Origin of the sequence: Pseudomonas chaetocerotis (assembly GCF_015712105.2) — a bacterium.
Classification (GTDB): domain Bacteria; phylum Pseudomonadota; class Gammaproteobacteria; order Pseudomonadales; family Pseudomonadaceae; genus Aquipseudomonas; species Aquipseudomonas chaetocerotis.
The window spans coordinates 311,266-335,760 of the sequence record NZ_JACFYX020000006.1; the positions used below are offsets into that span (position 1 = coordinate 311,266).

23 protein-coding genes and 2 tRNA genes are annotated in these 24,495 nt (G+C 62.7%); 17 read left to right on the forward strand and 8 right to left on the reverse strand.

The window, feature by feature from the left end; all coding sequences use genetic code 11:
* Window positions 1–122 precede the first annotated feature (122 nt).
* The 8 genes from H3221_RS13210 to H3221_RS13245 form a co-directional block, all read right to left on the reverse strand.
* Entirely contained in the window at window positions 123–878 is a 756-nt protein-coding gene (locus H3221_RS13210) for a substrate-binding periplasmic protein (RefSeq protein WP_196476598.1), read from the reverse strand.
* Between the two features lie 84 nt (window positions 879–962).
* Window positions 963–1,697 (reverse strand): substrate-binding periplasmic protein, encoded by a 735-nt coding sequence (locus H3221_RS13215; RefSeq protein WP_192985747.1) that lies wholly within the window; start codon window positions 1,695–1,697, stop codon window positions 963–965.
* 165 nt (window positions 1,698–1,862) lie between these two features.
* On the reverse strand, window positions 1,863–2,633 hold the full coding sequence (gene hisF, locus H3221_RS13220) for an imidazole glycerol phosphate synthase subunit HisF (protein WP_196476597.1): 771 nt from the start codon (window positions 2,631–2,633) through the stop codon (window positions 1,863–1,865).
* 77 nt (window positions 2,634–2,710) lie between these two features.
* Window positions 2,711–3,448: a 1-(5-phosphoribosyl)-5-[(5-phosphoribosylamino)methylideneamino]imidazole-4-carboxamide isomerase gene (gene hisA / locus H3221_RS13225; protein ID WP_192985748.1), complete on the reverse strand. Its 738-nt coding sequence runs from the start codon at window positions 3,446–3,448 to the stop codon at window positions 2,711–2,713.
* A gap of 37 nt (window positions 3,449–3,485) precedes the next feature.
* Entirely contained in the window at window positions 3,486–3,740 is a 255-nt protein-coding gene (locus H3221_RS13230) for a DUF2164 domain-containing protein (RefSeq protein ID WP_160020133.1), read from the reverse strand.
* A complete protein-coding gene (hisH, locus tag H3221_RS13235) occupies window positions 3,740–4,378 on the reverse strand; it encodes an imidazole glycerol phosphate synthase subunit HisH (RefSeq protein WP_196476596.1) in 639 nt (212 codons plus the stop codon). Before hisH ends, H3221_RS13230 begins: the two co-directional genes overlap by 1 nt.
* Entirely contained in the window at window positions 4,379–4,972 is a 594-nt protein-coding gene (hisB, locus tag H3221_RS13240; RefSeq protein WP_017675949.1) for an imidazoleglycerol-phosphate dehydratase HisB, read from the reverse strand. It abuts the gene before it with no gap.
* Window positions 4,973–5,118: 146 nt separating this feature from the next.
* Window positions 5,119–6,777: an OFA family MFS transporter gene (locus H3221_RS13245; RefSeq protein ID WP_196476595.1), complete on the reverse strand. Its 1,659-nt coding sequence runs from the start codon at window positions 6,775–6,777 to the stop codon at window positions 5,119–5,121.
* A 373-nt stretch (window positions 6,778–7,150) separates the two neighbouring features.
* Here H3221_RS13245 and H3221_RS13250 point away from each other — a divergent pair, with 373 nt between their 5' ends.
* From H3221_RS13250 to dctP, 17 genes are all read left to right on the forward strand, one after another.
* Window positions 7,151–9,376: an AsmA family protein gene (locus H3221_RS13250; protein ID WP_196476594.1), complete on the forward strand. Its 2,226-nt coding sequence runs from the start codon at window positions 7,151–7,153 to the stop codon at window positions 9,374–9,376.
* Complete coding sequence (gene mutY, locus H3221_RS13255; protein WP_196476593.1) at window positions 9,373–10,440, forward strand: A/G-specific adenine glycosylase; 1,068 nt, start codon at window positions 9,373–9,375, stop codon at window positions 10,438–10,440. Before H3221_RS13250 ends, mutY begins: the two co-directional genes overlap by 4 nt.
* Complete coding sequence (locus tag H3221_RS13260) at window positions 10,437–10,709, forward strand: oxidative damage protection protein (protein WP_196476592.1); 273 nt, start codon at window positions 10,437–10,439, stop codon at window positions 10,707–10,709. The genes mutY and H3221_RS13260 overlap by 4 nt, the downstream gene beginning before the upstream one ends.
* A 157-nt stretch (window positions 10,710–10,866) precedes the next feature.
* Window positions 10,867–10,942: transfer RNA gene (locus tag H3221_RS13265), tRNA-Phe, on the forward strand.
* Between the two features lie 432 nt (window positions 10,943–11,374).
* Window positions 11,375–12,148: an ABC transporter ATP-binding protein gene (locus H3221_RS13270; protein WP_160020143.1), complete on the forward strand. Its 774-nt coding sequence runs from the start codon at window positions 11,375–11,377 to the stop codon at window positions 12,146–12,148.
* A gap of 15 nt (window positions 12,149–12,163) precedes the next feature.
* Entirely contained in the window at window positions 12,164–12,916 is a 753-nt protein-coding gene (locus H3221_RS13275; protein ID WP_192985757.1) for an ABC transporter substrate-binding protein, read from the forward strand.
* Between the two features lie 54 nt (window positions 12,917–12,970).
* A complete protein-coding gene (locus H3221_RS13280; protein ID WP_196476591.1) occupies window positions 12,971–13,666 on the forward strand; it encodes an ABC transporter permease in 696 nt (231 codons plus the stop codon).
* Window positions 13,667–13,743: 77 nt separating this feature from the next.
* Entirely contained in the window at window positions 13,744–14,433 is a 690-nt protein-coding gene (locus tag H3221_RS13285) for an ABC transporter permease (protein WP_196476646.1), read from the forward strand.
* Window positions 14,434–14,627: 194 nt separating this feature from the next.
* Entirely contained in the window at window positions 14,628–15,842 is a 1,215-nt protein-coding gene (locus tag H3221_RS13290; protein WP_196476590.1) for a methyltransferase, read from the forward strand.
* Between the two features lie 294 nt (window positions 15,843–16,136).
* Window positions 16,137–16,212: transfer RNA gene (locus H3221_RS13295), tRNA-Thr, on the forward strand.
* 132 nt (window positions 16,213–16,344) lie between these two features.
* On the forward strand, window positions 16,345–17,406 hold the full coding sequence (gene rfbB / locus H3221_RS13300; RefSeq protein WP_196476589.1) for a dTDP-glucose 4,6-dehydratase: 1,062 nt from the start codon (window positions 16,345–16,347) through the stop codon (window positions 17,404–17,406).
* An 87-nt stretch (window positions 17,407–17,493) separates the two neighbouring features.
* Entirely contained in the window at window positions 17,494–18,366 is an 873-nt protein-coding gene (gene rfbA, locus H3221_RS13305; protein WP_196476588.1) for a glucose-1-phosphate thymidylyltransferase RfbA, read from the forward strand.
* Window positions 18,363–18,911, forward strand: a complete 549-nt coding sequence (gene rfbC / locus H3221_RS13310) for a dTDP-4-dehydrorhamnose 3,5-epimerase (protein ID WP_196476587.1) — start codon at window positions 18,363–18,365, stop codon at window positions 18,909–18,911. The genes rfbA and rfbC overlap by 4 nt, the downstream gene beginning before the upstream one ends.
* A complete protein-coding gene (gene rfbD / locus H3221_RS13315; RefSeq protein WP_196476586.1) occupies window positions 18,908–19,771 on the forward strand; it encodes a dTDP-4-dehydrorhamnose reductase in 864 nt (287 codons plus the stop codon). The genes rfbC and rfbD overlap by 4 nt, the downstream gene beginning before the upstream one ends.
* Before the next feature lie 89 nt (window positions 19,772–19,860).
* Window positions 19,861–21,675, forward strand: coding sequence for a sensor histidine kinase (locus H3221_RS13320; RefSeq protein WP_196476585.1), 1,815 nt, complete (start codon window positions 19,861–19,863; stop codon window positions 21,673–21,675).
* The gene (locus tag H3221_RS13325; protein WP_196476584.1) at window positions 21,672–23,057 is read left to right on the forward strand and encodes a sigma-54-dependent transcriptional regulator; all 1,386 of its coding nucleotides are present in this window, start codon (window positions 21,672–21,674) and stop codon (window positions 23,055–23,057) included. The genes H3221_RS13320 and H3221_RS13325 overlap by 4 nt, the downstream gene beginning before the upstream one ends.
* A gap of 308 nt (window positions 23,058–23,365) precedes the next feature.
* A complete protein-coding gene (gene dctP / locus H3221_RS13330) occupies window positions 23,366–24,355 on the forward strand; it encodes a C4-dicarboxylate TRAP substrate-binding protein DctP (RefSeq protein WP_072424815.1) in 990 nt (329 codons plus the stop codon).
* Window positions 24,356–24,495 lie beyond the last annotated feature (140 nt).

Consider the following 24,495-nt stretch of genomic DNA (forward strand, 5'->3'; position numbering starts at 1 on the left):
CTCGCATGATTTTGGTTATGGCTAGCGACATCCTTGCATGGGCCCGAGCCCGGTCATTGGCACTCAGTGGCTCTGCCGTCCGTGGCAAACGACCAGCTCTTGGCTGGTCGCGTGTTCGGTGCTTACAGGTAGCTGTTGAGAATATCGTCGACGAAGCCTTCGGCACGCATCTGATCCAGCGCTGCCTGAAGCTTGGCGACGATCTCGTCGGGCGTGTCCTTGTTCAGCGCCAGGTACAGCTCGGCGCTATCGAAGCGCAATACGGTCCGCAGGCCGGAGACACCCTCCTGCTTGGCCAGGTAGCGGCCAGCAGGGTCACCCGTGGCCCAGAGATCGATCTGCCCGGCCACCAGCTTGCGTGCATTTTCCTGGTCACGCAACGAGGTGCTGTGCTCCACGCCCTTGTCCACCAGGTATTCTGAGATGGCGTCGCCCTTGTAGGCGCCGATGCGATACTGCTTGGCCTCATCCAGGCTGGCCAGATTGATCGAACTGTCACCCTTGGCCAGCAGCACCCAGTCGTCAGGACCGATCGGGCCAACCCACTTGAACAATTCCTCACGCTCCGGCAGGCGCGCGGTGACGAAGACGCCGTAGCCCGGCTTTTCCAGCGCCAGCTTGTAGATGCGATCCCAGGGGAACCGCAGGGTCAGGCTGTACTTGACCCCGGCACGCTTGAACATCTCTCTGACCACATCCACGGCAATGCCATCGATGTTGTCTTCCTGAGCGAAGTTCTTGCCGTTGATCGCCATGTTGTAAGGCGGGAAATTCTCGGTCAGCAGGACCACGCTGTAGTTCGGATCCACTTCGGCGCGCACCGCACCAGCGAGCACCATAAGGGTGCCAGCGAGCACGATTAGCAGACGTTTGAACATGACATTTCTCTTTCTATGAAAAGGCAGACCGCCTCAGGATAACCGCCGCGCCCTCCCCGGCCCAGCGATTACTGGCAGTGTGCCTCAGTAGCGCGCCTCGATACTCTTCAACGCACCCTCGGCCCGCAGCGAGTCCAATGCACTTTGCAACTTCTGCACCAGCTCGTCAGGTGTCTGCAGGTTGAGCGCCAGGTAGAGATCGGCGGTGTGCAGATTCTGCACCACCTTCAGATTCTCCAGGCCCTCCTGGCGCGCGACGAAACGTCCCGCCTGATTGGAGGTAACCCACAAATCGATCTGACCCTTTTCCAGCTTCTTGACGTTTTCGCTATCACGCAACGCCGTCTGCACCTCCAGCCCACGATCGAGCAGGAACTGAGTCTTGGCGTCGCCTTTATAGCCACCGATGCGATAACGCCGTGCATCCTCCAGCGAGCCCAGCTGGATGGCGCTGTCGCCTTTGGCGAACAGCACCCATTCGTTACTGGCGATGGGGCCGACCCACTTGAACAGCTTCTCGCGCTCTGCCGTGCGCGCGGTCGAGAACAGGCCGTAACCGGCATCGCTCAGGGTCTGTTGGTATACGCGCTGCCAGGGGAAACGCAGGATCAGCTGACAATCAACCTCGGCGCGCGCGCAGACCGCGCGCAGGATATCGGCACTGATGCCGGTGACGTTGTCGTCCCGCGCGAAGTTGTTGCCACTGACTGACATGTTGAACGGTGGCAGGTTTTCCGTGAGCAATACCAGCGACTCTGCGCGCGCGAGGTTCAGACCGCAGAAGAGCGCCAGGATGGTCACGAATCGAAGAAGGAACATGGGGACTCCGTGTCGGAAAGTTCGGCAAGGGAATGCCATCCGCCAGAGGCAGAGGGCATAGGATTCAGGAATGGCGGGCAATTTTAGTCGCATCGCTGGCACTTTGCCGTCGACTCGCCCGCAGCTTTAGATACCCGTCTAGCCAAGCGGCCAACAGGCCAGAACCTAGCGCACCACGATACCGCGGCTGGCCAGGTAGGCCTTGGCTTCCGGCACGGTGTACTCGCCGAAGTGGAAGATGCTCGCGGCCAGCACGGCATCGGCCTTGCCTTCGAGGATGCCGTCGGCCAGGTGCTGCAGGTTGCCGACACCACCGGAGGCGATCACCGGCACGCGCACGGCCTCGCTGATGGCGCGGGTCACACCGAGGTCATAACCGCTCTTCACACCGTCCTGATCCATGCTGGTCAGCAGGATCTCACCGGCGCCCAGCTCTTCCATCTTGCGCGCCCACGCCACGGCATCCAGGCCGGTCGGTTTGCGTCCGCCATGGGTGAAGATCTCCCAGCGGCCCGACTCACCCGGCGCGGAAACACGCTTCGCGTCGATGGCGACGACGATGCACTGCGAGCCGAAACGCGCGGCAGCCTCGCCGACGAACTCGGGGTTGAACACCGCAGCAGTGTTGATCGACACCTTGTCGGCGCCGGCATTGAGCAGGTTGCGAATGTCCTGCACGGTGCGCACGCCACCACCGACGGTCAACGGGATGAACACCTGGCTGGCCATGCGCTCGACGGTGTGCAGCGTGGTATCGCGACCGTCGACGCTGGCGGTGATGTCGAGGAAGGTGATCTCGTCGGCGCCCTGCTCATCGTAGCGGCGAGCGATTTCCACCGGGTCGCCGGCGTCGCGGATGTTCTCGAACTTGACGCCCTTGACCACACGGCCGTTGTCCACGTCGAGGCAGGGGATAATGCGTTTAGCCAGTGCCATACGGAGCTCCCGTAGGGTGGGTGCAACCCACCGATAAAGATTGCGTCAATTGCGGCGGGTTTCACCCGCCCTACGGCTTAACCCTTGAAGGTGTCGCAAAAGGCCTGCGCTTCGGCCACGTCCAGAGTGCCTTCGTAGATCGCACGCCCGGTGATGGCGCCGATGATGCCGGGCGAACGCGCCAGCAGCAGCTTCTCGATATCGCCGAGGTTGTGGATGCCACCGGAAGCGATCACCGGAATCTTGCTGGCAGCGGCCAGTGCAGCGGTGGCCTCGACGTTGCAGCCCTGCATCATGCCGTCCTTGGCGATGTCGGTATAAACGATGGCGGAGACGCCATCAGCCTCGAAGCGTTTGGCCAGGTCGGTGGCCTGCACGCTGGACACTTCAGCCCAGCCGTCGGTGGCGACGAAGCCGTCCTTGGCATCCAGACCGACAATCACCTTGCCAGGAAAGGCCTTGCACGCCTCGGTGACGAACTCCGGCTCTTTCACGGCCTTGGTGCCGATGATCACGTAGCTGACCCCGGCGCGCACGTAGTGCTCGATGGTCTCCAGAGTACGGATGCCGCCGCCGATCTGGATCGGCAGAGTCGGGTAGCGCTTGGCGATGGCGGTGACCACTTCACCGTTGACCGGCTGGCCTTCGAAAGCACCATTGAGATCGACCAGATGCAGACGACGGCAGCCACCCTCGACCCACTTGGCGGCCATGCTCACCGGGTCATCGGAGAACACCGTGGAGTCTTCCATGCGGCCTTGGCGCAGACGCACGCAGGCGCCGTCCTTCAGATCGATAGCGGGGATAATCAGCATCGGTTGAACCTGCTCAAGTTTGAATTCGGTAAGACGCTCAGCTCTTCTCGAGCGCCCAGAGGTCGCTCTCGATGCTCTCGAACCTGTCTTTCAGGTGCGCCTGAACATCGAGAATCGCCTTGTTGTAATAGTGCGGCGCCAGCTCGCGGGTGATCTGGTCGAGGACTTCCTGCACTTCGAAGGTGCCCAGTTGCAGCTCGAAACGCTCGTCGAGAAAGCGTTGCAGCATCAGCAGCGCGGCCTGCTCCTGGGCAGGTTCGAGCGCCAGACTGGGTGCCTTGGCGCGAGCCATTACCAGCGGCCATCCCAGGCGGCGAAGTTCTGCAGCAGCTGCAGGCCGTGGGTGTGGCTCTTCTCCGGGTGGAACTGCACGGCGAAGCGCGAGCCCTCGGCCAGCGCTGCGGCGAAGTCCTTGCCGTAGTGACCGCGACCGACCACCTGCTGCGGCTTGCCAGCCTCGATGTAATAGCTGTGCACGAAGTAGAAGCGCGCGTGCTCCGGGATGTCGTGCCAGAGCGGGTGCTTCACTGCCTGGCTGACCTCGTTCCAGCCCATGTGCGGCACCTTGAGGCGCTCGCCATCTTCGTTCAGATCCTTGCCGAAGAAGCGCACCTGACCGGGGAACAGGCCAATGCAATCGACGCCGTCGTTCTCCTCGCTACGCTCGAGCAGCGCCTGCATGCCGACGCAGATGCCGAGGAAGGGACGGTCGGCGCTGACTTCACGCACCAGCTCGTCGAAGCCCAGGCGCCTGATCTCGGCCATGCAGTCGCGAATCGCACCGACACCGGGGAACACCACACGATCAGCCTCGCGGATCACCTTGGCATCGCTGGTCACCAGTACGCGACCGGCCCCTACGTGCTCCAGCGCCTTGGCCACCGAGTGCAGGTTGCCCATGCCATAGTCGATTACGGCTACGGTCTGCATTTATAAGCAACCCTTGGTCGACGGCATCTGCCCGGCCATGCGCGGATCCAGCTCCACGGCCATGCGCAGCGCGCGGCCGAAGGCCTTGAACACGGTTTCGATCTGGTGGTGGGTGTTGTGCCCACGCAGGTTGTCGATGTGCAGCGACACCAGCGCGTGGTTGACGAAGCCCTGGAAGAATTCCTGGAACAGATCGACGTCGAAGTTACCGACCACCGCGCGGGTGAACGGCACGTGCATCTGCAGGCCAGGGCGACCGGAGAAGTCGATCACCACGCGCGACAGCGCCTCGTCCAGCGGTACATAGGAATGGCCGTAACGGGTCATCCCTTTCTTGTCGCCAATGGCCTTGGTGAAAGCCTGACCGAGAGTAATACCGACGTCCTCGACGGTGTGGTGGTCGTCGATATGCAGATCGCCCTTGCACTCGATATCGAGGTCGATCAGACCATGACGGGCGATCTGGTCGAGCATGTGCTCGAGAAAGGGCACACCGATATCGAAGCGCGCCTTGCCGGTGCCATCCAGGTTGATCGAAACCTTGACCTGGGTCTCCAGGGTGTTGCGCTCGACGAATGCCGTACGTTCGGCCATCACCAGCTCCACGAATCACTAACGGAAAAAGGCCAGCATTATAGGCGTGCAGGGGCGACAACGGCTACCGGCGATGGTCGAACGGCCAGAAACGAAAAAGCCCGCGCAGACGACAGGCCTGCGCGGGCTTTTCCACAAGCACGACGTTACTGGAACAGCACGACGGTCTTCTGCAGGGTGATCCACACACCCCAGGCCAGCGGAATACCCACCACCAGCCAGGCAGCGACTGCCACCGGCTTGCTCGACGGGTCAGCCGACCACTCCAGCTCGCTCGCTGCCGGCGCCGACTTCTCGCCATGGGCGCGCTCGGCGGCCAGCTCGGCCTCGGTCATGAAGTACTTCGGCGCCACCGGACGCACCAGGGCGTTACAGATGAAGCCCAGCACCAGCAGGCCGGCCAGGATATACAGGGTGATGTCGTAGGCCGCAGCCTTCTCCACCCCGATGCTCAGCTGGTACTCGCGCAGGTAGTTGACCAGCACCGGACCGAGCACACCTGCCACTGCCCAGGCGGTCAGCAGGCGACCATGAATCGCGCCGACCATCTGCGTGCCGAACAGGTCGGCCAGGTAGGCCGGCACGGTGGCGAAGCCGCCGCCGTACATCGACAGGATGATGCAGAACGCCAACACGAACAGCGCCAGGCTGCCCAGCTGACCCAGCATCGGCACCGAAGCGTAGAGCGCGAACCCCAGACCGAAGAACACGAAGTAGGTGCCCTTGCGCCCGATGAAGTCAGAGCAGGAGGCCCAGAAGAAGCGGCCGCCGATGTTGAACAGACTGAGCAGACCGGTGAACCCGGCGGCGATGGCGGCGATCTCGACCAGTTGCGCGGAACTGAGTTCGTTGAATGCCAGGTCGACACCGATCAGCTTGCCGGCGAAGACTTCCTGCAGCAAAGGCGAAGCCATGCCGATGATGCCGATACCCGCCGACACGTTAAGGCACAGCACAGCCCAGACCAGCCAGAATTGCGGGGTCTTCCACGCGGTATTCACATGCACGTGCCCCTTGGTGATCATCGCGTTGTTGGCCTTGGCCACCGGCGCGGTCCAGCCTGCCGGCTTCCAGCCAGTCGGCGGTACGCGGTAGGACAGCGCGCCGCCCATCATGAAGATGAAGTAGATCACCGCCATGACCACGAAACTCTGCCAGACGCCAACGCCTTCAGCCGAAGCGAAGTGATTCATCAGAATCGCCGCCAGCGGCGCACCGACCATCGCACCACCACCGAAGCCCATGATCGCCATGCCGGTCGCCATGCCGCGCTTGTCCGGAAACCACTTGATCAGGGTCGAAACTGGCGAGATGTAGCCCAGGCCGAGACCGATACCGCCGATTACCCCCGAACCCAGCCATAGCAGCCAGATCTGGTGAGTGTAGATACCCAGCGCGGAAATCAGCAGACCACCGCACCAGCACAGCGCGGAAACCACGCCAGCCTTGCGCGGGCCAGCATGCTCCAGCCAGCCACCCCAGATGGCAGCCGAGCAGCCGAGGAACACGAAGAACAGGGTGTAAATCCAGCCGAGCATGGAAATCTGCCAGTCGCAGTTACTGGCGAAGACCTGCTCGAAGAAGCCCATTTCCGGTACGCAGGCCGTGGCGGCAGTGATGCCGACCGCTTTCGACAGCGGCAACCAGAACACCGAGAAGCCGTAGGCCATGCCAATACACAGGTGAATAGCGAGAGCGGCTGGCGGAACCAGCCAACGGTTGAAACCGGGTCGCGCGATGATGCGCTCTTTGGACAGGAATGCAGGCTTCGCCACATCGCCGTCCAATACAAAGGCGTCAGTCATAGAGAGGTCTCTTCTTATGGTTACGAGCAAGCAAGGGCAATCGCATCAGCTCGCCGAAGCAAAAGCTTGCGGAGAGTAGCACCAGGGCGCGACAAATCGCCGCGCAAGAAGTCAATTTTTATCAATTCATGCAGATTTCTTGTTTTTTTTGCAAAAACCCAAAAGGCCTCATCTATTGCGTGATAGATACTGTCGATACACCCCGCCTGCTGCACGCCGCAGCGCCGGGGAACCGCTCGAACCTATTCCGATCCAAGCTCGAGCCGATCCCCGCTCACCGCCTCAAGCAGGCGCCTGGACATGACGGCATGACGCTATAATCGGCAGTCGTCTGCAAACCGCCATTCCAGCTCTCGAAACCAAGGACCCGTCCATGAAAGCGTTAGGCAAGATCCTGGGCCTTTTCTTTCTCGGCTTGCTGCTGATCGTAGTGGCGCTGCTGTTCGCCCTGACTCATCTGTTCGACCCCAACGACTACAAGGACGAGATTCGCCAGATCGCTCGCGACAAGGCCAACCTCGAACTGCAGCTCAGGGGCGACATCGGCTGGAGCCTGTTCCCCTGGCTGGGCCTGGAACTCACCGACGCCACCCTGGCCAGCGCCGACACCCCGGAAAAGCCCTTCGCCGACCTGCGCATGATCGGCCTGTCAGTGCGCGTGATGCCACTGCTGCGCAAGGAAGTGCAGATGAGCGATATCCGCGTCGACGGCCTCAATCTCAACCTGCAGCGTGACGACAAAGGCCGTGGTAACTGGGAAGGCGTCGGCCGCCCGGCCCAGGCCAGTGCGCCACAGCAAGCACCTGGCGAGCCGGCGCCGAGCGACACCACGCCGCCGAGCCAGCCGAGCGACAAACCGGCCGGCCAACCGGTCAAGCTGGATATCGACAGCCTCACCCTGAGCAACTCGCGCGTTGATTACAGCGACGCGCAGAAGGGTCAGCAATTCACCGTCGAGAACATCGAGCTGAAAACCGGCGCCATCCGCGAAGGCGCCAGTATCCCGGTCAAACTCAGCGCCTTCTTCGGCACCAATCAGCCGGTGCTGCGCGCACGCAGCGAGGTTGAAGGCCAGCTGCGTTTCGACCGCGCGCTCAAGCGCTACCAGTTCGAAGACCTGAAACTGGCCGGCGAAGCCTCGGGCGAGCCGCTCAAGGGCAAGACCCTCAACTTCTCCGCCCAGGGCCAACTGCTGGTCGACCTGGCCGCCAACATCGCCGAGTGGAATGGCCTCAAGCTCTCCGCCAACCAGCTGCGCGCCCTCGGCGAAATCAAGGCACGCGAACTGGACAAGGACGCCAGGATTTCCGGCGGGCTGTCCATCGCCTCGCTCAACCTGCGTGAATTCCTCGACGGCGTCGGCGTCGAACTGCCGGCCATGCAGGCCGCCGATAGTCTCAGCCAGTTCGAACTGGTCAGCCGCCTGAACGGTTCGAGCAAGGGCATGATGCTCGAAGAGCTCAACCTCAAACTCGACGGCAGCACCTTCAGCGGCAACCTCGGTGTGAGCGACTTCGCCAAGCAGGCCCTGCGCGCTGACCTCAAGGGCGACAGGCTCGACCTGAACCGCTACCTGCCGCCAAAAACCCAGGACAGCGCCGCGGCAGCGCGCAAGGCCGAGGTCAAGGACAGCATCGCCGGCGCCGGCAAGGACGGCTCCACCCCACTGCCCAACAAACCCACCCAGCAGGCCTGGAGCGACGACAAAGTGCTGCCGGTGGATCAGTTGCGCAAACTCGACCTGCAACTGGCGCTCAGCCTCGCCCAGCTCACCTACGACAAGCATCAGCTCAGCGACGTCAACCTCAAGGCCAACGGCCGTGGCGGCCTGATCACCGTGGAAGAGGCGCGCGGCAAACTGCAGGGCGGCAGCTTCGTCGGCAGCGGGCGCATCGACGTGCGCCAGGCCGAGCCGATGCTCAGCGTGGAAAAGCGCCTGAGCCGCATACCGCTGGAGCCGCTGCTGAAAAAGGACGATCAGCCTTCGCCGATCAAGGGCCTGCTCGACCTGGACGCCAAGTTCAACACCCGTGGCAACAGCCAGAAGGCCTGGGTCGAAGCGCTCAACGGTAACGCCAGCTTCGTTCTCAACGACGGCGTGCTGGTCGACGCCAACCTCGAACAGCAGCTGTGCCGTGGCATCGCCACTCTCAACCGCAAGGCACTGAGCAACCCGCCAACCGGCAAGGACACCCCCTTCCGCGAACTCAAGGGCAGCCTCAGCGTGCGCGACGGCGTCGCCCACAACCCCGACCTCAAGGCCCAGGTGCCGGGCCTGGCAGTCAGCGGCAACGGCGACCTCGACCTGCGCGTGCTCGGCCTCGACTACAAGGTCGGCATCACCCTGGAAGGCGACCAGCGCGAAATGCCGGACCCGGCGTGCCAGGTCAACGAGCGCTACGTCGGCATCGAATGGCCGCTGCGTTGCCGTGGCCCGCTGGAACTCGGCGCCAAGGCCTGCCGCCTGGATCAGGACGGCCTCGGCAAGATCGCCGCGCGCCTGGCCGGCAACAAGCTGACCGAGAAGCTGGAAGAGAAGCTCGGCGACAAGGTCAGTCCAGAACTGAAAGACGCACTCAAGGGCCTGTTCAACCGATGAGCCCCGAGCAATTCAACGGCGCCGTGCTGGCCTGGTACGACCAGCACGGGCGCAAGGACCTGCCCTGGCAGCAGAACATCACGCCCTACCGCGTCTGGGTGTCGGAAATCATGCTGCAGCAGACCCAGGTCAGTACCGTGCTTGGCTACTTCGACCGCTTCATGGCCGCGCTGCCCACCGTGAAGGACCTGGCCGAAGCGCCGGAAGACGAAGTGCTGCACCTGTGGACCGGCCTGGGTTACTACACCCGCGCGCGCAACCTGCAGAAGACCGCGCAGATCGTCATGCGCGAGCACGGTGGCGAGTTCCCGCGCAGCGTAGAGGCGCTCAGCGAACTGCCCGGCATCGGCCGCTCCACCGCCGGCGCCATCGCCAGCCTGAGCATGGGCCTGCGCGCGCCGATCCTCGACGGCAACGTCAAACGCGTGCTGGCGCGCTACGTCGCGCAGGAGGGCTACCCTGGCGAGCCGAAGGTGGCCAAACAGCTGTGGGACGTCGCCGAGCGCTTCACCCCGCACGCACGGGTCAACCACTACACCCAGGCGATGATGGACCTCGGCGCCACCCTCTGCACGCGCAGCAAACCCACCTGCCTGCTGTGCCCGGTGCGCAGCGGCTGCCAGGCGCACCTGCTCGGCCTGGAAATCCGCTATCCGGTGCCCAAGCCGCGCAAGACACTGCCGCAGAAACGCACCCTGATGCCGCTGCTGGTCAATGAAACCGGCGACATCCTGCTCTATCGCCGCCCCTCGACGGGACTGTGGGGCGGACTCTGGAGCCTGCCGGAACTGGACGATCTCGCACAGCTCGCAGACTTCGCCCAGCAGCAACAGCTCGCACTCGGCGAACGCCGCGAAATGGAAGGCCTGACCCACACCTTCAGCCACTTCCAGCTGACCATCGAACCCTGGTTGATCGAGGTAACCGAACAGCCAGGTCGCGTGGCCGAGGCCGACTGGCTCTGGTATAACCTCGCCACCCCGCCGCGCCTGGGCCTCGCCGCCCCGGTGAAGAAGCTGCTGAAACGCGCGGCGCAAGTCATTACCGCTGGAGAACCGACATGACCCGCACCGTGCTGTGCCGCAAATACAAACAGGAACTGCCCGGCCTGGATCGCGCGCCCTACCCTGGCCCCAAAGGCGAAGACATCTTCACCAACGTGTCCAAGCAGGCCTGGGACGAGTGGCAGAAACACCAGACCATGCTGATCAACGAGCGTCGTCTGAACATGATGAACGCCGAAGACCGCAAGTTCCTGCAAACCGAGATGGACAAGTTCCTCTCCGGCGAGGAATACGCCCAGGCCGAAGGCTACGTACCGCCAAGCGAATAAGACAGGCGTAGGGTGCGCCATGCGTATCAGGGCATCTGCAAGGCCGTGCGCACGGCGCACCCTACCCGTCACGAGCCTAAGCGCCCGAAATAATTAAATATTTTTCAAACCCGCGCTTGACACTGATCCTTCAAATCCGTCTAATAGCGCCCCGTTAGCCCAGGTAGCTCAGTTGGTAGAGCAGGGGATTGAAAATCCCCGTGTCGGCGGTTCGATTCCGTCCCTGGGCACCATGAATACCGAAACCCCCGATACCGCTGGTATCGGGGGTTTTCTGTTTTTAGACCTCCAAGCTGCGTCCGCATGCTCTTACAAAAATGGGCTTGGCGTCTCTTGCCTCGTAGCAGCGCAATCGAATAAACGCTATTTCACCTCAAACACGGGTGAGCTCAGCGGCAAATACAAGTGACCTCTTCAACGCATTGCTCAAAACATGAGCAGCACGTCGATGACATGGTCGAGCCGTATTTGAACGACGTAAGCTGATCGACCCGTTTTGCATCTGCGCGACAACCTGCTGTAACCAGGCGACACCCTGACCATAGAGCAAGCCATGGGCCAGCAAACGGCTTGGCGGTCACGGAAACGCTATGCTAGCTTGGCCGCCAGCCAGGACGGCCCGCCGTACGCCGGAGCGCATTCGAAGAAGAAGAGGACACCACCCCATGGCCGAGGCGACGCCCGCGCTGGAAATCCGCAACCTGCACAAGCGCTACGGCGATCTCGAAGTGCTCAAGGGTATTTCCCTGACCGCCAAAGATGGCGACGTCATCTCCATTCTCGGCTCCTCCGGCTCCGGCAAGTCCACCTTCCTGCGTTGCATCAATCTGCTGGAAAACCCGCACAAGGGTCAGATTTTCGTCGCTGGCGAGGAACTCAAGCTCAAGGCCGCGAAGAACGGTGAGCTGGTTGCCGCCGACAACAGGCAGATCAACCGCCTGCGCAGCGAGATCGGTTTCGTCTTCCAGAATTTCAATCTGTGGCCGCACATGAGCGTGCTCGACAACATCATCGAGGCGCCACGTCGCGTGCTCGGCCAGAGCAAGGCCGAGGCCATCGAGGTGGCTGAAGCGCTGCTGGCCAAGGTCGGTATCGCCGACAAACGTCACGTCTACCCCAACCAGCTTTCCGGCGGCCAGCAGCAACGCGCGGCCATCGCCCGCACCCTGGCCATGCAGCCCAAGGTGATCCTGTTCGACGAGCCGACTTCGGCGCTCGACCCGGAGATGGTACAAGAAGTGCTTAATGTGATTCGCGCGCTTGCCGACGAGGGTCGCACCATGCTGCTGGTGACCCATGAAATGAGTTTCGCTCGCCAGGTGTCCAGCGAGGTGGTGTTTCTCCACCAGGGCCTGGTCGAGGAACAGGGGCCACCCGCTCAGGTGTTTGACAACCCGAACTCGGCACGCTGTAAACAATTCATGTCCAGCAATCGCTAACACGGAGCAACATGCATGCAGAACTATAAGAAGATCCTGCTGGCCGCAGCCGCTACCCTGGCTTTCGGCACCAGCGCTGTCGCAGCTGACAAACTGAAACTCGGCACCGAAGGCGCCTACCCGCCCTTCAACCTGATCGACGCCAGTGGCAAGGTCACCGGCTTCGACGTGGAAATCGGCCAGGCGCTGTGCGCCAAGATGCAGGCCGAATGCGAAGTGGTCACCTCCGACTGGGATGGCATCATTCCAGCCCTGAACGCCAAGAAGTTCGACTTCCTGATCGCTTCGATGTCGATCACCGAAGAGCGTCAGGCCGCGGTCGATTTCACCGAACCGTACTACACCAACAAGCTGCAGTTCATCGCCCCTAAAACCAGCGACTTCAAGACCGATGCCGGCAGCCTCAAAGGCAAGGTGATCGGTGCGCAGCGCGCCACCATCGCCGGCACCTGGCTGGAAGACAACCTGGACAAGGTGGTCGACATCAAGCTGTATGACACCCAGGAAAACGCCTACCTCGACCTGGCCTCCGGCCGTCTCGATGGCGTGCTGGCCGACACCTTCGTCAACTGGGAATGGCTCAAGAGCGACGCCGGCAAGGACTTCGAGTTCAAGGGCGACCCGGTATTCGACAACGACAAGATCGGCATCGCCGTGCGCAAGGGCGACCCGCTGCGCGAGAAGCTGAATACCGCTCTGCAAGCCATCATCGAAGACGGCACCTACAAGCAGATCAACGACAAGTACTTCCCGTTCAGCATCTATTGATGACCTGAAGGCATTGCGTCGCCCATTGGGCGGCGCAGTTGCCCGAGCCCTCCGATGATTTTCGAACTCCACGGATTCGGCCCCGCCCTGGCCGCCGGCACCCTGATGACCATCCAACTGGCGCTTTGTGCGCTGGCTGTAGGTCTGGTGCTCGGCCTGCTCGGCGCGCTGGCCAAGACTTCGCCGTACAAGCCGCTGCAGTGGCTCGGCGGCAGCTATTCCACCCTCGTGCGCGGCGTGCCCGAACTGCTCTGGGTGCTGCTGATCTATTTCGGCACAGTTGGCCTGATGCGCAGCCTGGCCGACCTGCTAGGTGTCGAGAGCCTCGAACTCTCCGCCTTCGCTGCGGGCACCATCGCCCTCGGCCTGTGTTTCGGTGCCTACGCCACCGAGGTGTTCCGTGGCGCCATCCTGGCCATACCCAAGGGCCACCGCGAAGCCGGTCTTGCGCTCGGCATGTCCAAGGCGCGCATTCTCTGGAAGCTGATCCTGCCGCAGATGTGGCGTATCGCCCTGCCCGGCCTGGGCAACCTGTTCATGATCCTGATGAAGGACACCGCGCTGGTGTCGGTGATCGGCCTGGAGGAAATCATGCGCCGCTCGCAGATTGCGGTGACTGCCAGCAAGGAGCCCTTCACCTTCTACATGGTCGCAGCCTTCATTTATCTGGGCCTGACCGTTCTCGCCATGATCGGCCTGTATTTCCTTGAGAAGCGCGCCAGTCGCGGCTTCGTCCGGAGCGCCTCATGAGAAAGAACGCCGCTATCGTCGCCTGGCTCGCAGCAGGCCTTCTCGTCGCTTATGCGCTTTGGTCGAGCCTTTCCAGCCTGAACTGGACCGTCATCATCAAGTGGCTGCCGCGCCTGTCCGAAGGCGCGCTGCTGACCCTGGAACTGGTGGCCATCGCCGTCGTCGCGGGCCTGATCCTCGCACTGCCGATGGGCATCGCCCGCGCATCCAAGCACTGGTACGTGCGCGCCCTGCCCTATGGCTACATCTTCTTCTTTCGCGGTACACCACTGCTGGTGCAGCTGTTCCTGGTCTACTACGGCCTGGCGCAGTTCGACGCCGTACGCCAGGGCCCACTCTGGCCCTACCTTCGCGATCCCTACTGGTGCGCGATCATCACCATGACCCTGCACACCGCTGCCTATATCGCCGAGATCCTGCGCGGTGCCATTCAGGCCGTACCGCCCGGTGAAGTGGAAGCAGCCCGCGCACTGGGCATGTCGCGGGCCAAGACCATGTTCTACATCGTCCTGCCACGCGCAGCGCGCATCGGCCTGCCGGCCTACAGCAACGAAGTGATCCTGATGCTCAAGGCCAGCGCCCTGGCCAGCACCGTGACGCTGCTCGAGCTGACCGGCATGGCGCGCACCATCATCGCGCGCACCTACCTGCCGGTGGAGATCTTCTTTGCCGCTGGCCTGTTCTACCTGGTCATCGCCTTCGTTCTGGTGCGCGCCTTCCGCCTGCTGGAGCGCTGGTTGCGCGTTGACGCCTGCCAGGGTCGCTAGGTTCTGTACGAAAAGTCGTCGAGCGAAGGTCAGGCGAGGCAAAAACCGGTGAGGAAGCGCAGTTTACGAGTGGTAAATGAGCATTCCGAACCGGTTTTTAACGAAGCATCAGCGAGCGCAGGCACTTTTCGTACAGAGCCTAAGCCAACCGGGCGGCCACTTGGCAGCCCGGCTCAACCCGACGCATGAGCGCCATGTCCGAGCCCATCCTTACCTCTGGCGATCTGCTCACCCGCTTCCAGGACCTGGACAGCTTTCTTCTGCAGCATCAGGCGCTGTGGCGCCCACGGCCGTTTCATCACCTGCAACTGCCTTGGGAAGCAGAGCTGGCGGCACTCGCTACCTGGCTACGCCGCCGCTCCCTGGAGCAGGCTGAGGCCAGCGACAACAGCCCCTTCGCACTCTCTGCACCAGCGCCCTTTCCCGACTTGGCCCGCCAGGCGCAAGCGCTTAGTCAGTTGAGTGAGATGCCGAGCCTGGACAGTCCATCGCGCGCGCACGCCCTGAGCGTCGATGTACCCGGCAGGAAGCTGGCGCAGATCCAGGCCTTTGCCCGTCACCTGCAGTTTCGCCAGCGCCCCACGCACTGGCTCGACTGGTGCTCCGGCAAAGGCCACCTCGGTCGCTGGCTGACTCAGGATGATCAACACCTGACCTGCCTGGAATACGATCCGGCGCTGATCGAGTCCGGTAGCGCACTGAGCAACCGCCTTGGACTGAACGCCGCACATCTCCAGCAGGATGTGCTTGCCGATGACTGCAACGAACGCCTGACGAAAGAACACACTCCCGTGGCCCTGCACGCCTGCGGCGACCTGCATGTACGCCTGCTGCAACTGGCCAGCCGCAACGGATGCCCGCAACTGGCGGTAGCGCCCTGCTGCTACAACCGCATCGCCGGCATGCACTACCAGCCGTTGTCGGCAGCCGCGCAGGGCTCAGGCCTGCAACTATCGCGCGACGACCTCGGCCTGCCGCTGAGCGAAACCGTCACGGCTGGCGCCCGCGTGCGCAGACAACGCAATCAGTCGATGGCCTGGCGCCTGGCTTTCGATCTGCTGCAACGTCAGCTAAGTGGTATCGATGACTACCTGCCAACACCATCACTGCCCAGCGACTGGTTCAACAAACCGTTCGCCAGCTTCTGTCATGACCTCGCCGCGCTGCGCGATGTGCCGTCGCCCGGTGAGCAGGACTGGCACGCGCTGGAAGCGCGCGGCTGGCAACGCCTGGCCGAAGTGCGCAATCTGGAGCTGCTGCGCAACCTGTTCCGCCGGCCATTGGAACTCTGGCTGCTGCTCGACCGCGCCCTGTATCTGCAGGACCAGGGCTACAAGGTGAAGCTGGGCACCTTCTGTGATTACCAACTAAGCCCGCGCAACTTGCTACTGCTGGCCGAGCGCGCCTGAGTTGCGCACAGAAGCTGTGGATAACTCTGTTGATCCTTTCTGGGCAAATGCTGCAAAGCCACTTGGGAATGGCCTCGTAGACATCTGATCATTTTTCGAACAACCTCCGAAGCCGTAGTAAAAACAATGACTTGCGAAAAATCGTGATCGAATGCACAAAGCCGGTGCGCAGCTATCGGATACGCCTTCTCTTTGTGCATAAGCCGAAAGCTGCTGATAGCCGAGCCCGGAAAAACCTGGCTCGAAGGTGGCTTTACTCAGGCTGACGAATGGATATAATGGCGGCCCTTCAGTGCCGGTATAGCTCAGCTGGTAGAGCAACTGACTTGTAATCAGTAGGTCCCGGGTTCGACTCCTGGTGCCGGCACCATCTAATATCAGGGCCTGCTTTCATGCAGGCCTTTTTTGTTTTTGCACTGTCCATATCCGTCGCTTGTTCATTGCACTTACCGCACTCGGATCGTGGGTATGGCGAAAGGTTACATAGCGAGGTTATGAGCAGATGCGCATCCTTATCACCGGCGGCGCCGGCTTCATCGGTTCGGCTCTGATTCGTCATCTGATTCAGGACACCGAACACGAGGTACTCAACCTCGACAAACTGACCTATGCCGGCAACCTGGAGTCCCTCACGCCAGTCACCGACAGCCCGCGCTACCGTTTCGTCCACGCCGACATCGCCGATAGCGCACAAGTCGCTGCGACGCTGGCCGAGTTCCAACCCGACGCCATCATGCATCTGGCCGCCGAGTCCCATGTCGACCGCTCCATCGATGGCCCAGCTGCGTTCATCCAGACCAATATCGTCGGCACCTACAGCCTGCTGGAAAGCACCCGCGCCTATTGGCTTGGCCTGAGTGCAGAACGCAAAGCGGCGTTTCGCTTCCACCACATTTCCACCGATGAGGTGTACGGCGACCTGCACGGTGTCGATGACCTCTTCACCGAAGCCACGCCCTACGCGCCCAGCTCACCTTATTCGGCGAGCAAGGCGGCGTCCGATCACCTGGTACGCGCCTGGCAGCGTACCTACGGTCTGCCGGTGCTGATCACCAACTGTTCGAACAATTACGGCCCTTACCACTTCCCCGAGAAGCTGATCCCGCTGATGATCCTCAATGCCCTGGCAGGCAAACCGCTGCCGGTTTACGGCAACGGCCAGCAGGTACGCGATTGGCTCTATGTGGAGGATCACGCTCGCGCGCTGCTCAAGGTGGTCAGCGAGGGCGAGGTCGGTGAGACTTACAACATTGGCGGGCACAACGAGCAGAAGAATCTCGATGTGGTACGCGCCATCTGCGCGCTGCTGGAAGAGTTGGCACCGCAGAAGCCGGCCGGTATCGCGCGCTATGAAGACCTCATCACCTACGTACAGGATCGCCCAGGTCACGACCTGCGCTATGCCATCGACGCCAGCAAGATCGAGCGCGAGCTGGGTTGGGTACCAGAGGAAACCTTCGAAAGCGGTTTGCGCAAGACGGTGCAGTGGTACCTGGACAATCTCGACTGGTGCCGCCGCGTTCAGGATGGCAGCTATCAGGGCCAGCGGCTCGGCGCCCTGTAGAGTTCAAGACTTAGGGCGGGTGCAACCCGCCAGCCAGGCAGCGACGGGTTGCACCCGCCCTACGCATCGACAAGGAATACCGAAAACATGAAAGGCATCATCCTCGCCGGCGGCTCCGGCACTCGCCTGCACCCCATCACCCTCGGTGTGTCCAAGCAACTGCTGCCGATCTATGACAAACCGATGATCTACTATCCGCTGTCAGTGCTGATGCTGGCCGGCATTCGCGAGATTCTGATCATCTCCACCCCCGAAGATTTGCCCAACTTCCGCAAGATGCTTGGCGACGGTAGCCAGTTCGGCATCGAACTGCAGTTTGCCGAGCAACCTTCTCCCGATGGTCTGGCGCAAGCCTTCCTGATTGGCGAGTCCTTCATCGGCAACGACTCGGTGTGCCTGATCCTCGGCGACAACATTTTCCACGGCCAGCACTTCACCGAGAAACTGCTGCGCGCAGCAAACCATGAACATGGCGCCACGGTCTTCGGCTACTGGGTCAGCGATCCCGAGCGCTTCGGGGTAGTCGAATTCGACGCCGCGGGCAATGCACTGTCGATCGAGGAAAAGCCGGTACAACCGAAGTCCAGCTTTGCCGTGACCGGCCTGTATTTCTACGACAACGACGTGGTGCAGATCGCCAAGGCGGTCAAACCCTCGCCACGTGGCGAGCTGGAAATCACCGACGTGAACAACGCCTACCTGGCCCGCGGTGACCTGCGAGTGGAACGTTTCGGCCGCGGCTTCGCCTGGCTCGACACCGGTACCCACGACAGCCTGCTCGAAGCCTCGCACTATGTGCAGACAGTGGAAAAACGCCAGGGCCTGAAGGTCGCCTGCCTCGAAGAAATTGCCTACCAGCAGGGCTGGATCGACCGCGACCAGCTACTTGCCTGCGCCAAGGCATTGGGCAAGACCGGCTACGGTCAGTACCTGTACAAGCTTGCCGAGGAACTCCCATGAAGGTGATTACCACTGCATTGCCGCAAGTGCTGATTCTCGAACCTCAGGTATTCGGCGACGAACGCGGCTTCTTCTACGAGAGCTTCAATGCCCGGCGCTTTACCGAGGCCACCGGCATCACCCGCGAGTTCGTTCAGGACAACCATTCGCGCTCCGCGCGCGGCGTGCTGCGCGGCCTGCACTATCAACTGCAGCAGGCCCAGGGCAAGCTGGTGCGGGTCAGTGCTGGCGAGGTCTACGACGTCGCGGTCGACGTACGTCGCAGCTCGGCGAATTTCGGCAAGTGGGTCGGCGTGCACCTGTCCGCCGAAAACAAGCGCCAGTTGTGGGTGCCGGAAGGCTTCGCCCACGGTTTCCTGGTGCTCAGCGAATACGCCGAGTTTCTCTACAAGACCACCGACTACTACGCCCCGGCCCACGAGCGCTGCATCCGCTGGGACGACCCACAACTGGCCATCGACTGGCCGCTCGAAGGTCTGACGCCACAACTCTCGGCCAAGGATCAACAGGGCCTGAGCCTGACCGACGCCGAGACCTTCGCATGAAGATTCTGATCAGCGGCCATACCGGCCAGGTCGCTCGCGAACTGCAACTGGCCCTGCACGAGCACGAACTGATCAGCCTCGGCAGGCAGGCATTCGACCTGTCGCGCCCGGACAGCCTGCGCGAAACCATTCTGCGCGAGCGGCCGGCGCTGGTGGTCAATGCCGCCGCCTATACTGCCGTTGACCAGGCCGAGCAGGAGCGAGCGCTGGCCTTCGCCGTCAATGCCGAGGCGCCGGCCGCCATGGCCGACGCCTGCTTCGAACTCGACATCCCGTTGATCCACTACTCCACCGACTACGTCTTCGACGGCAGCAAGGCCGCCCCCTACCGTGAAGCCGATACGCCACACCCGCTCGGCGTCTACGGTGCCAGCAAGGCGGCCGGCGAACAGGCGCTGCGCATCAGCGGCTGCGATCACCTGATCCTGCGCACCAGTTGGGTCTACTCGCAGCACGGACGCAACTTCCTGCTGACCATGCAGCGCCTGCTGCAGGAGCGAGAGGAGCTCAGCGTGGTCGACGACCAGATCGGCGCGCCGACCTGGGCCGGCAGCATCGCCAGCGCCACCGCCGAACTGATCGACAAGTGGCAGCAGGGGCGTCATCACTGGGGCACCTACCACCTGACCTGCCAGGGCGAGACCAGCTGGTTCGGCTTCGCCAGCGCCATCGCCGAGCGCCTGCGTGCGGCCGGCAAGCACTGCGCCAGGCTTCGTCCCATCCCCAGCAGCGAGTACCCGACACCGGCGCAGCGCCCACTCAATTCACGCCTGGATGGCAACCGCCTGGAGCAGGACTGGCAAGTTCGCCTACCGGACTGGCGCACTGCACTGGACGCCTGCCTGCAGCGCATGAACTGAGACTCTGCGTTTCATCCGCGCGCCCGGCACACATCACCGGCCGCGCGCTTAACGTGCATAATGCGCCGATCATTTCTGCCCGGTTTGCCATGAGCACGAACACTGCCACTCCCCGTCGCCTGCGCTGGCGCAGCCTCGTGCTGCTGGCGTTGCTGCTTGCGCCACTGCTGTGGCCCGTTCACTTCCTGGCCGAGCGCTACTACCGCGAAGTGCTGACCGAGCAGAACCGGCAAACCCTCGATCTGTATGTCGCCAACCTGCTCGGTACGCTGCGTCGCTATGAGGTACTGCCGCAGATTCTTGGTGACCTTCCAGGCCTGCGCGCCGCCCTGCATTCACCTGGAGACCCCGCCGCGCTGGATAACGCCAACCGCCTCCTGGCCCGTGTGAAAAGCCAGACCGGCGCTGACGTCATCTATCTGATGAACCCGCGCGGCGTCACTCTGGCCGCCTCCAACTGGGACAAACCCGACAGTTTCGTCGCCGGCAACTTCGCTTTCCGCCCCTATTTTCGTGAAGCGCTGGCCGGGCGTCTGGGACGTTTCTTCGGTCTGGGTACAACGTCCGGCAAGCGCGGTTACTACTTCGCCTACCCGGTGCGCGAGGACGAGCACAACATCGGCGCGCTTGTAGTCAAGGTCGACCTCGACCATACCGAAACGCTATGGGGCAACACACCGGAACAGCTGCTGGTCACCGATACCAACGGCGTGGTGATTCTCACCTCGCGCCCGGACTGGCGCTTTCACGCCAGCCGTCCACTGGACCGCGTCGAGCAATCGGCCATCGCCGCCAACCAGCCCTACCCGACCCAGGCGCCGCCCCTTCTCGATCTCGATCCCAACGCCTGGCTGACACAAAGCCGCGCTCTGGAAGAGACCGGCTGGACAGTGAGCATTCTCGCCCCACGCATACTGCTCGACCGCCCCGTGCGCAGTGCCGTGGCCGTGGGCGCGGCCGCCCTGCTGGCACTGCTGCTGCTGCTTGGTCTGTTGATATTGCGTCGCCGTCACTACCTCGAACGCATCGCCCTCGACGCCCGCGCCAAGGCCGAGCTGGAGCAGCGCGTCGCTGAACGTACGCAGGATCTGGAGTTGCTCAACAGCCGCCTCAAGCAGGAGGTACTCGAGCGTGAACAGGCCCAACAGGAACTGGTGCGCGCTCAGGATGAGCTGGTCCAGGCCGGTAAACTCTCGGCACTCGGCACCATGAGCGCCAGCATCAGCCACGAACTCAACCAGCCGCTGGGCGCGATCCGTAGCTATGCGGAGAACGCCAGCACCCTGCTCGATCATCAGCGCACCGACGATGCTCGCACCAATCTCAGATTGATCAGCGAACTGACCGAGCGCATGGCCTCGATCATCGCCCACCTGCGCGCCTTCGCTCGCCGTGATCGTCACGCACCGGAGCGGGTTGCCCTGCAGCCGGCGCTGGACGATGCGCTCGCGCTGCTGGCCAAGCGCCGCCGGGGCATGGATGTAGAGCTGATCCGCGACCTGCCGGACGCCACCCTCTGGGTCCAGGCCGGTGAAACGCGGCTGCGCCAGGTGCTCGGCAATCTGCTCGGCAATGCACTCGATGCGTTGGTCGATAGAGCGCCGCAACGGCGCATCTGGATCAGCGTCGAGCATCAGGCCGAGTACCTGCACCTGCTGCTGCGCGACAATGGCCCGGGCTTCTCGCCCGAATCACTGGCGCGCGCGCGCGAACCCTTCTTCACCACCAAGACCAGCGCCCAGGGCCTGGGGCTGGGTCTGGCCATCTGCGATAGTCTGGTGCGTGCGCTGGACGGCGAACTGCTGCTGGCCAATCATCCATCCGGCGGTGCGCTGATCACCCTGCGCCTGCGCCTGGCCACCCCCGGCGTCAACCTGCAACCCTCAGAGGACCCTTCGCCATGACCAGCGACAGCGCCATCGACAGCCGCATTCAGGTACTGCTGATCGACGACGACGCCCATCTGCGCCAGGCACTCAGCCAGACGCTCGATCTGGCCGGGCTCAAGGTCCTCAGCCTGGGCGATGCACAGGGTCTGGCCGCGCGGATTCCCACTGGCTGGCCAGGCGTTGTGGTCAGCGATATCCGCATGCCCGGCATCGATGGCCTGCAAATGCTGCGGCAATTGCGCGAGCGCGATGCCGAACTGCCCGTGCTGCTGATCACCGGTCACGGTGACGTGCCGCTGGCCGTGCAGGCGATGCGCGCCGGCGCCTACGATTTCCTGGAAAAACCCTTCGCCAATGATGATCTGCTCGACAGCGTACGGCGCGCGCTGGAACTACGTCGCCTGGTGCTGGACAACCGCAGCCTGCGCATGGCGCTGACCGACCGCCAGCAACTGGCCAGCCGCCTGGTTGGCCAATCGCCTGCCATGCAACGCCTGCGCGAACAGATCGGCGCCCTTGCCAGCATCGCCACCGATGTCCTGATTCTCGGCGAGACCGGCGCCGGCAAAGAGGTGGTCGCACGCGCCCTGCACGACCTGTCCAACCGCCGCGAAGGGCCCTTCGTCGCCATCAACGCCGGCGCACTGGCCGAATCGGTGGTGGAAAGCGAGCTGTTCGGCCATGAGGCCGGCGCCTTCACCGGCGCGCAGAAACGGCGGATCGGCAAGTTCGAGTTCGCCAACGGTGGCACCCTGTTCCTCGACGAGATCGAGAGCATGAGCATGGACGTGCAGGTCAAGTTGCTGCGCCTGCTGCAGGAGCGGGTGGTCGAGCGACTCGGTGGTAATCAGCTGATCCCACTGGATATCCGCATCATCGCCGCGACCAAGGAAGATCTGCGCCAGGCTGCCGATGCCGGGCGCTTCCGCGCCGACCTCTACTACCGCCTCAACGTCGCGCCGCTGTCCATCCCGCCACTGCGCGAGCGCGGCGAGGACGCCCTGCTGCTGTTCCAGCATTTCGCCGATGGGGCGGCCGCCCGCCATGCGCTGGCGCCGCGCGAGCTGCAGCCAGGGCAGCGCGCGCTGTTGCTACGTCATCCCTGGCCAGGCAACGTGCGCGAACTGCAGAACGCTGCCGAGCGCTTCGCGCTGGGCCTGGAACTGGCGCTCGACAGCAATGCGCCGAACCTGCCACCGGTCAACGGCGGGCTCAGCGAGCAGGTCGAAGCGTTCGAACGCGCACTGATCGCCGCCGAGCTGAGCCGCCCGCACGGCTCGCTACGCAGCCTGGCCGAAGCCCTGGGCGTGCCGCGCAAGACCCTGCACGACAAACTGCGCAAACATGGGCTGAATTTCTCCGGCGCTGGCGGAAGCTCGCCAGAGGACTTCGACTGACTGGCGGCAAACCGCCAGATCAGGACGTACCGATAGGTCAGGGAGCGCTTCGAAAGGCCCGCGCCGCGATTGGCCAGAAGCCATCAAGACCACTGGCCAAGGGCTTTTGCGCACTTGTCATGCGCATGCCACAGAGGTCTGGCACAAGGGTTGCTCTGGATTTGCCCCACGCGAACCCACAAGTACAAGTCCAGGCCTCGCTAATGCCACCGGCGTTTTTCTCCAAGCCGCCTAGACTTGCTCTTGTCCGTTCGTCAGCTGCGCCCCTCGGCGCAAATGCGATAAACACAACAAGAGGAAGCATCCGCATGTTCAAACTGACTGCCAAGGCGCTGGCTTGCGCCCTGTCCCTGTCCATCGCTGGCGTGGTTCACGCTGCCGACCCGATCGTCATCAAGTTCTCCCACGTGGTTGCCGAGCACACCCCGAAAGGTCAGGGTGCCGTTCTGTTCAAGCAACTGGCTGAAGAGCGTCTGGGCGACAAGGTCAAGGTCGAGGTCTACCCGAACTCCTCGCTGTTCGGTGACGGCAAGGAAATGGAAGCGCTGCTGCTCGGCGACGTCCAGATCATCGCCCCGTCCCTGGCCAAGTTCGAGCATTACACCAAGCAGCTGCAGGTATTCGACCTGCCGTTCCTGTTCGACGACATGGCTGCAGTTGATCGCTTCCAGAAAGGTCCGGAAGGCCAGAAACTGCTGACCTCCATGACCGACAAGGGCATCACCGGCCTGGCCTACTGGCACAACGGCCTGAAGCAGCTGTCGGCCAACAAGGCGCTGCTGGAGCCGAAAGACGCCCGTGGTCTGAAGTTCCGCGTACAGGCGTCTGCCGTACTGGAAGAGCAGTTCAAGGCCGTGCGCGCCAACCCGCGCAAGATGAGCTTCGCCGAGGTTTACCAAGGTCTGCAGACCGGCGTGGTCAACGGTGCCGAAAACCCGTACTCGAACATCTACAGCCAGAAGATGCACGAAGTGCAGAAGTACATCACCGAGTCCAACCATGGCCTGCTGGACTACATGCTGATCACCAACACCAAGTTCTGGGAAGGTCTGCCGGCTGACGTACGCGACGAGCTGAACAAGATCATCGCCGAGGTCACCGTCGAGGTGAACAAACAGGCTGATGCCCTCAATGAAGGCGACAAGCAGCGCATCGTCGAAGCAGGCACCACCGAGATCCTGACCCTGACTCCTGAGCAGCGCGGCCAATGGCGCGATGCCATGCAGCCGGTATGGAAGAAGTTCGAAGGTGAGATCGGCGCTGACCTGATCAAGGCCGCGCAAGCTGCCAACCAGTAATAAGGCCGGAGAGCCGTAGGGTGGGCAGAGCGTCGATGCTCTGACCCACCACGACGCCCGCGACGGGCGTCGATCAACGCTGTAACCGGTGGGCCGGCTACCGTCCCACCCTACGCCCTTTCCATTCGGGAGAACCGACC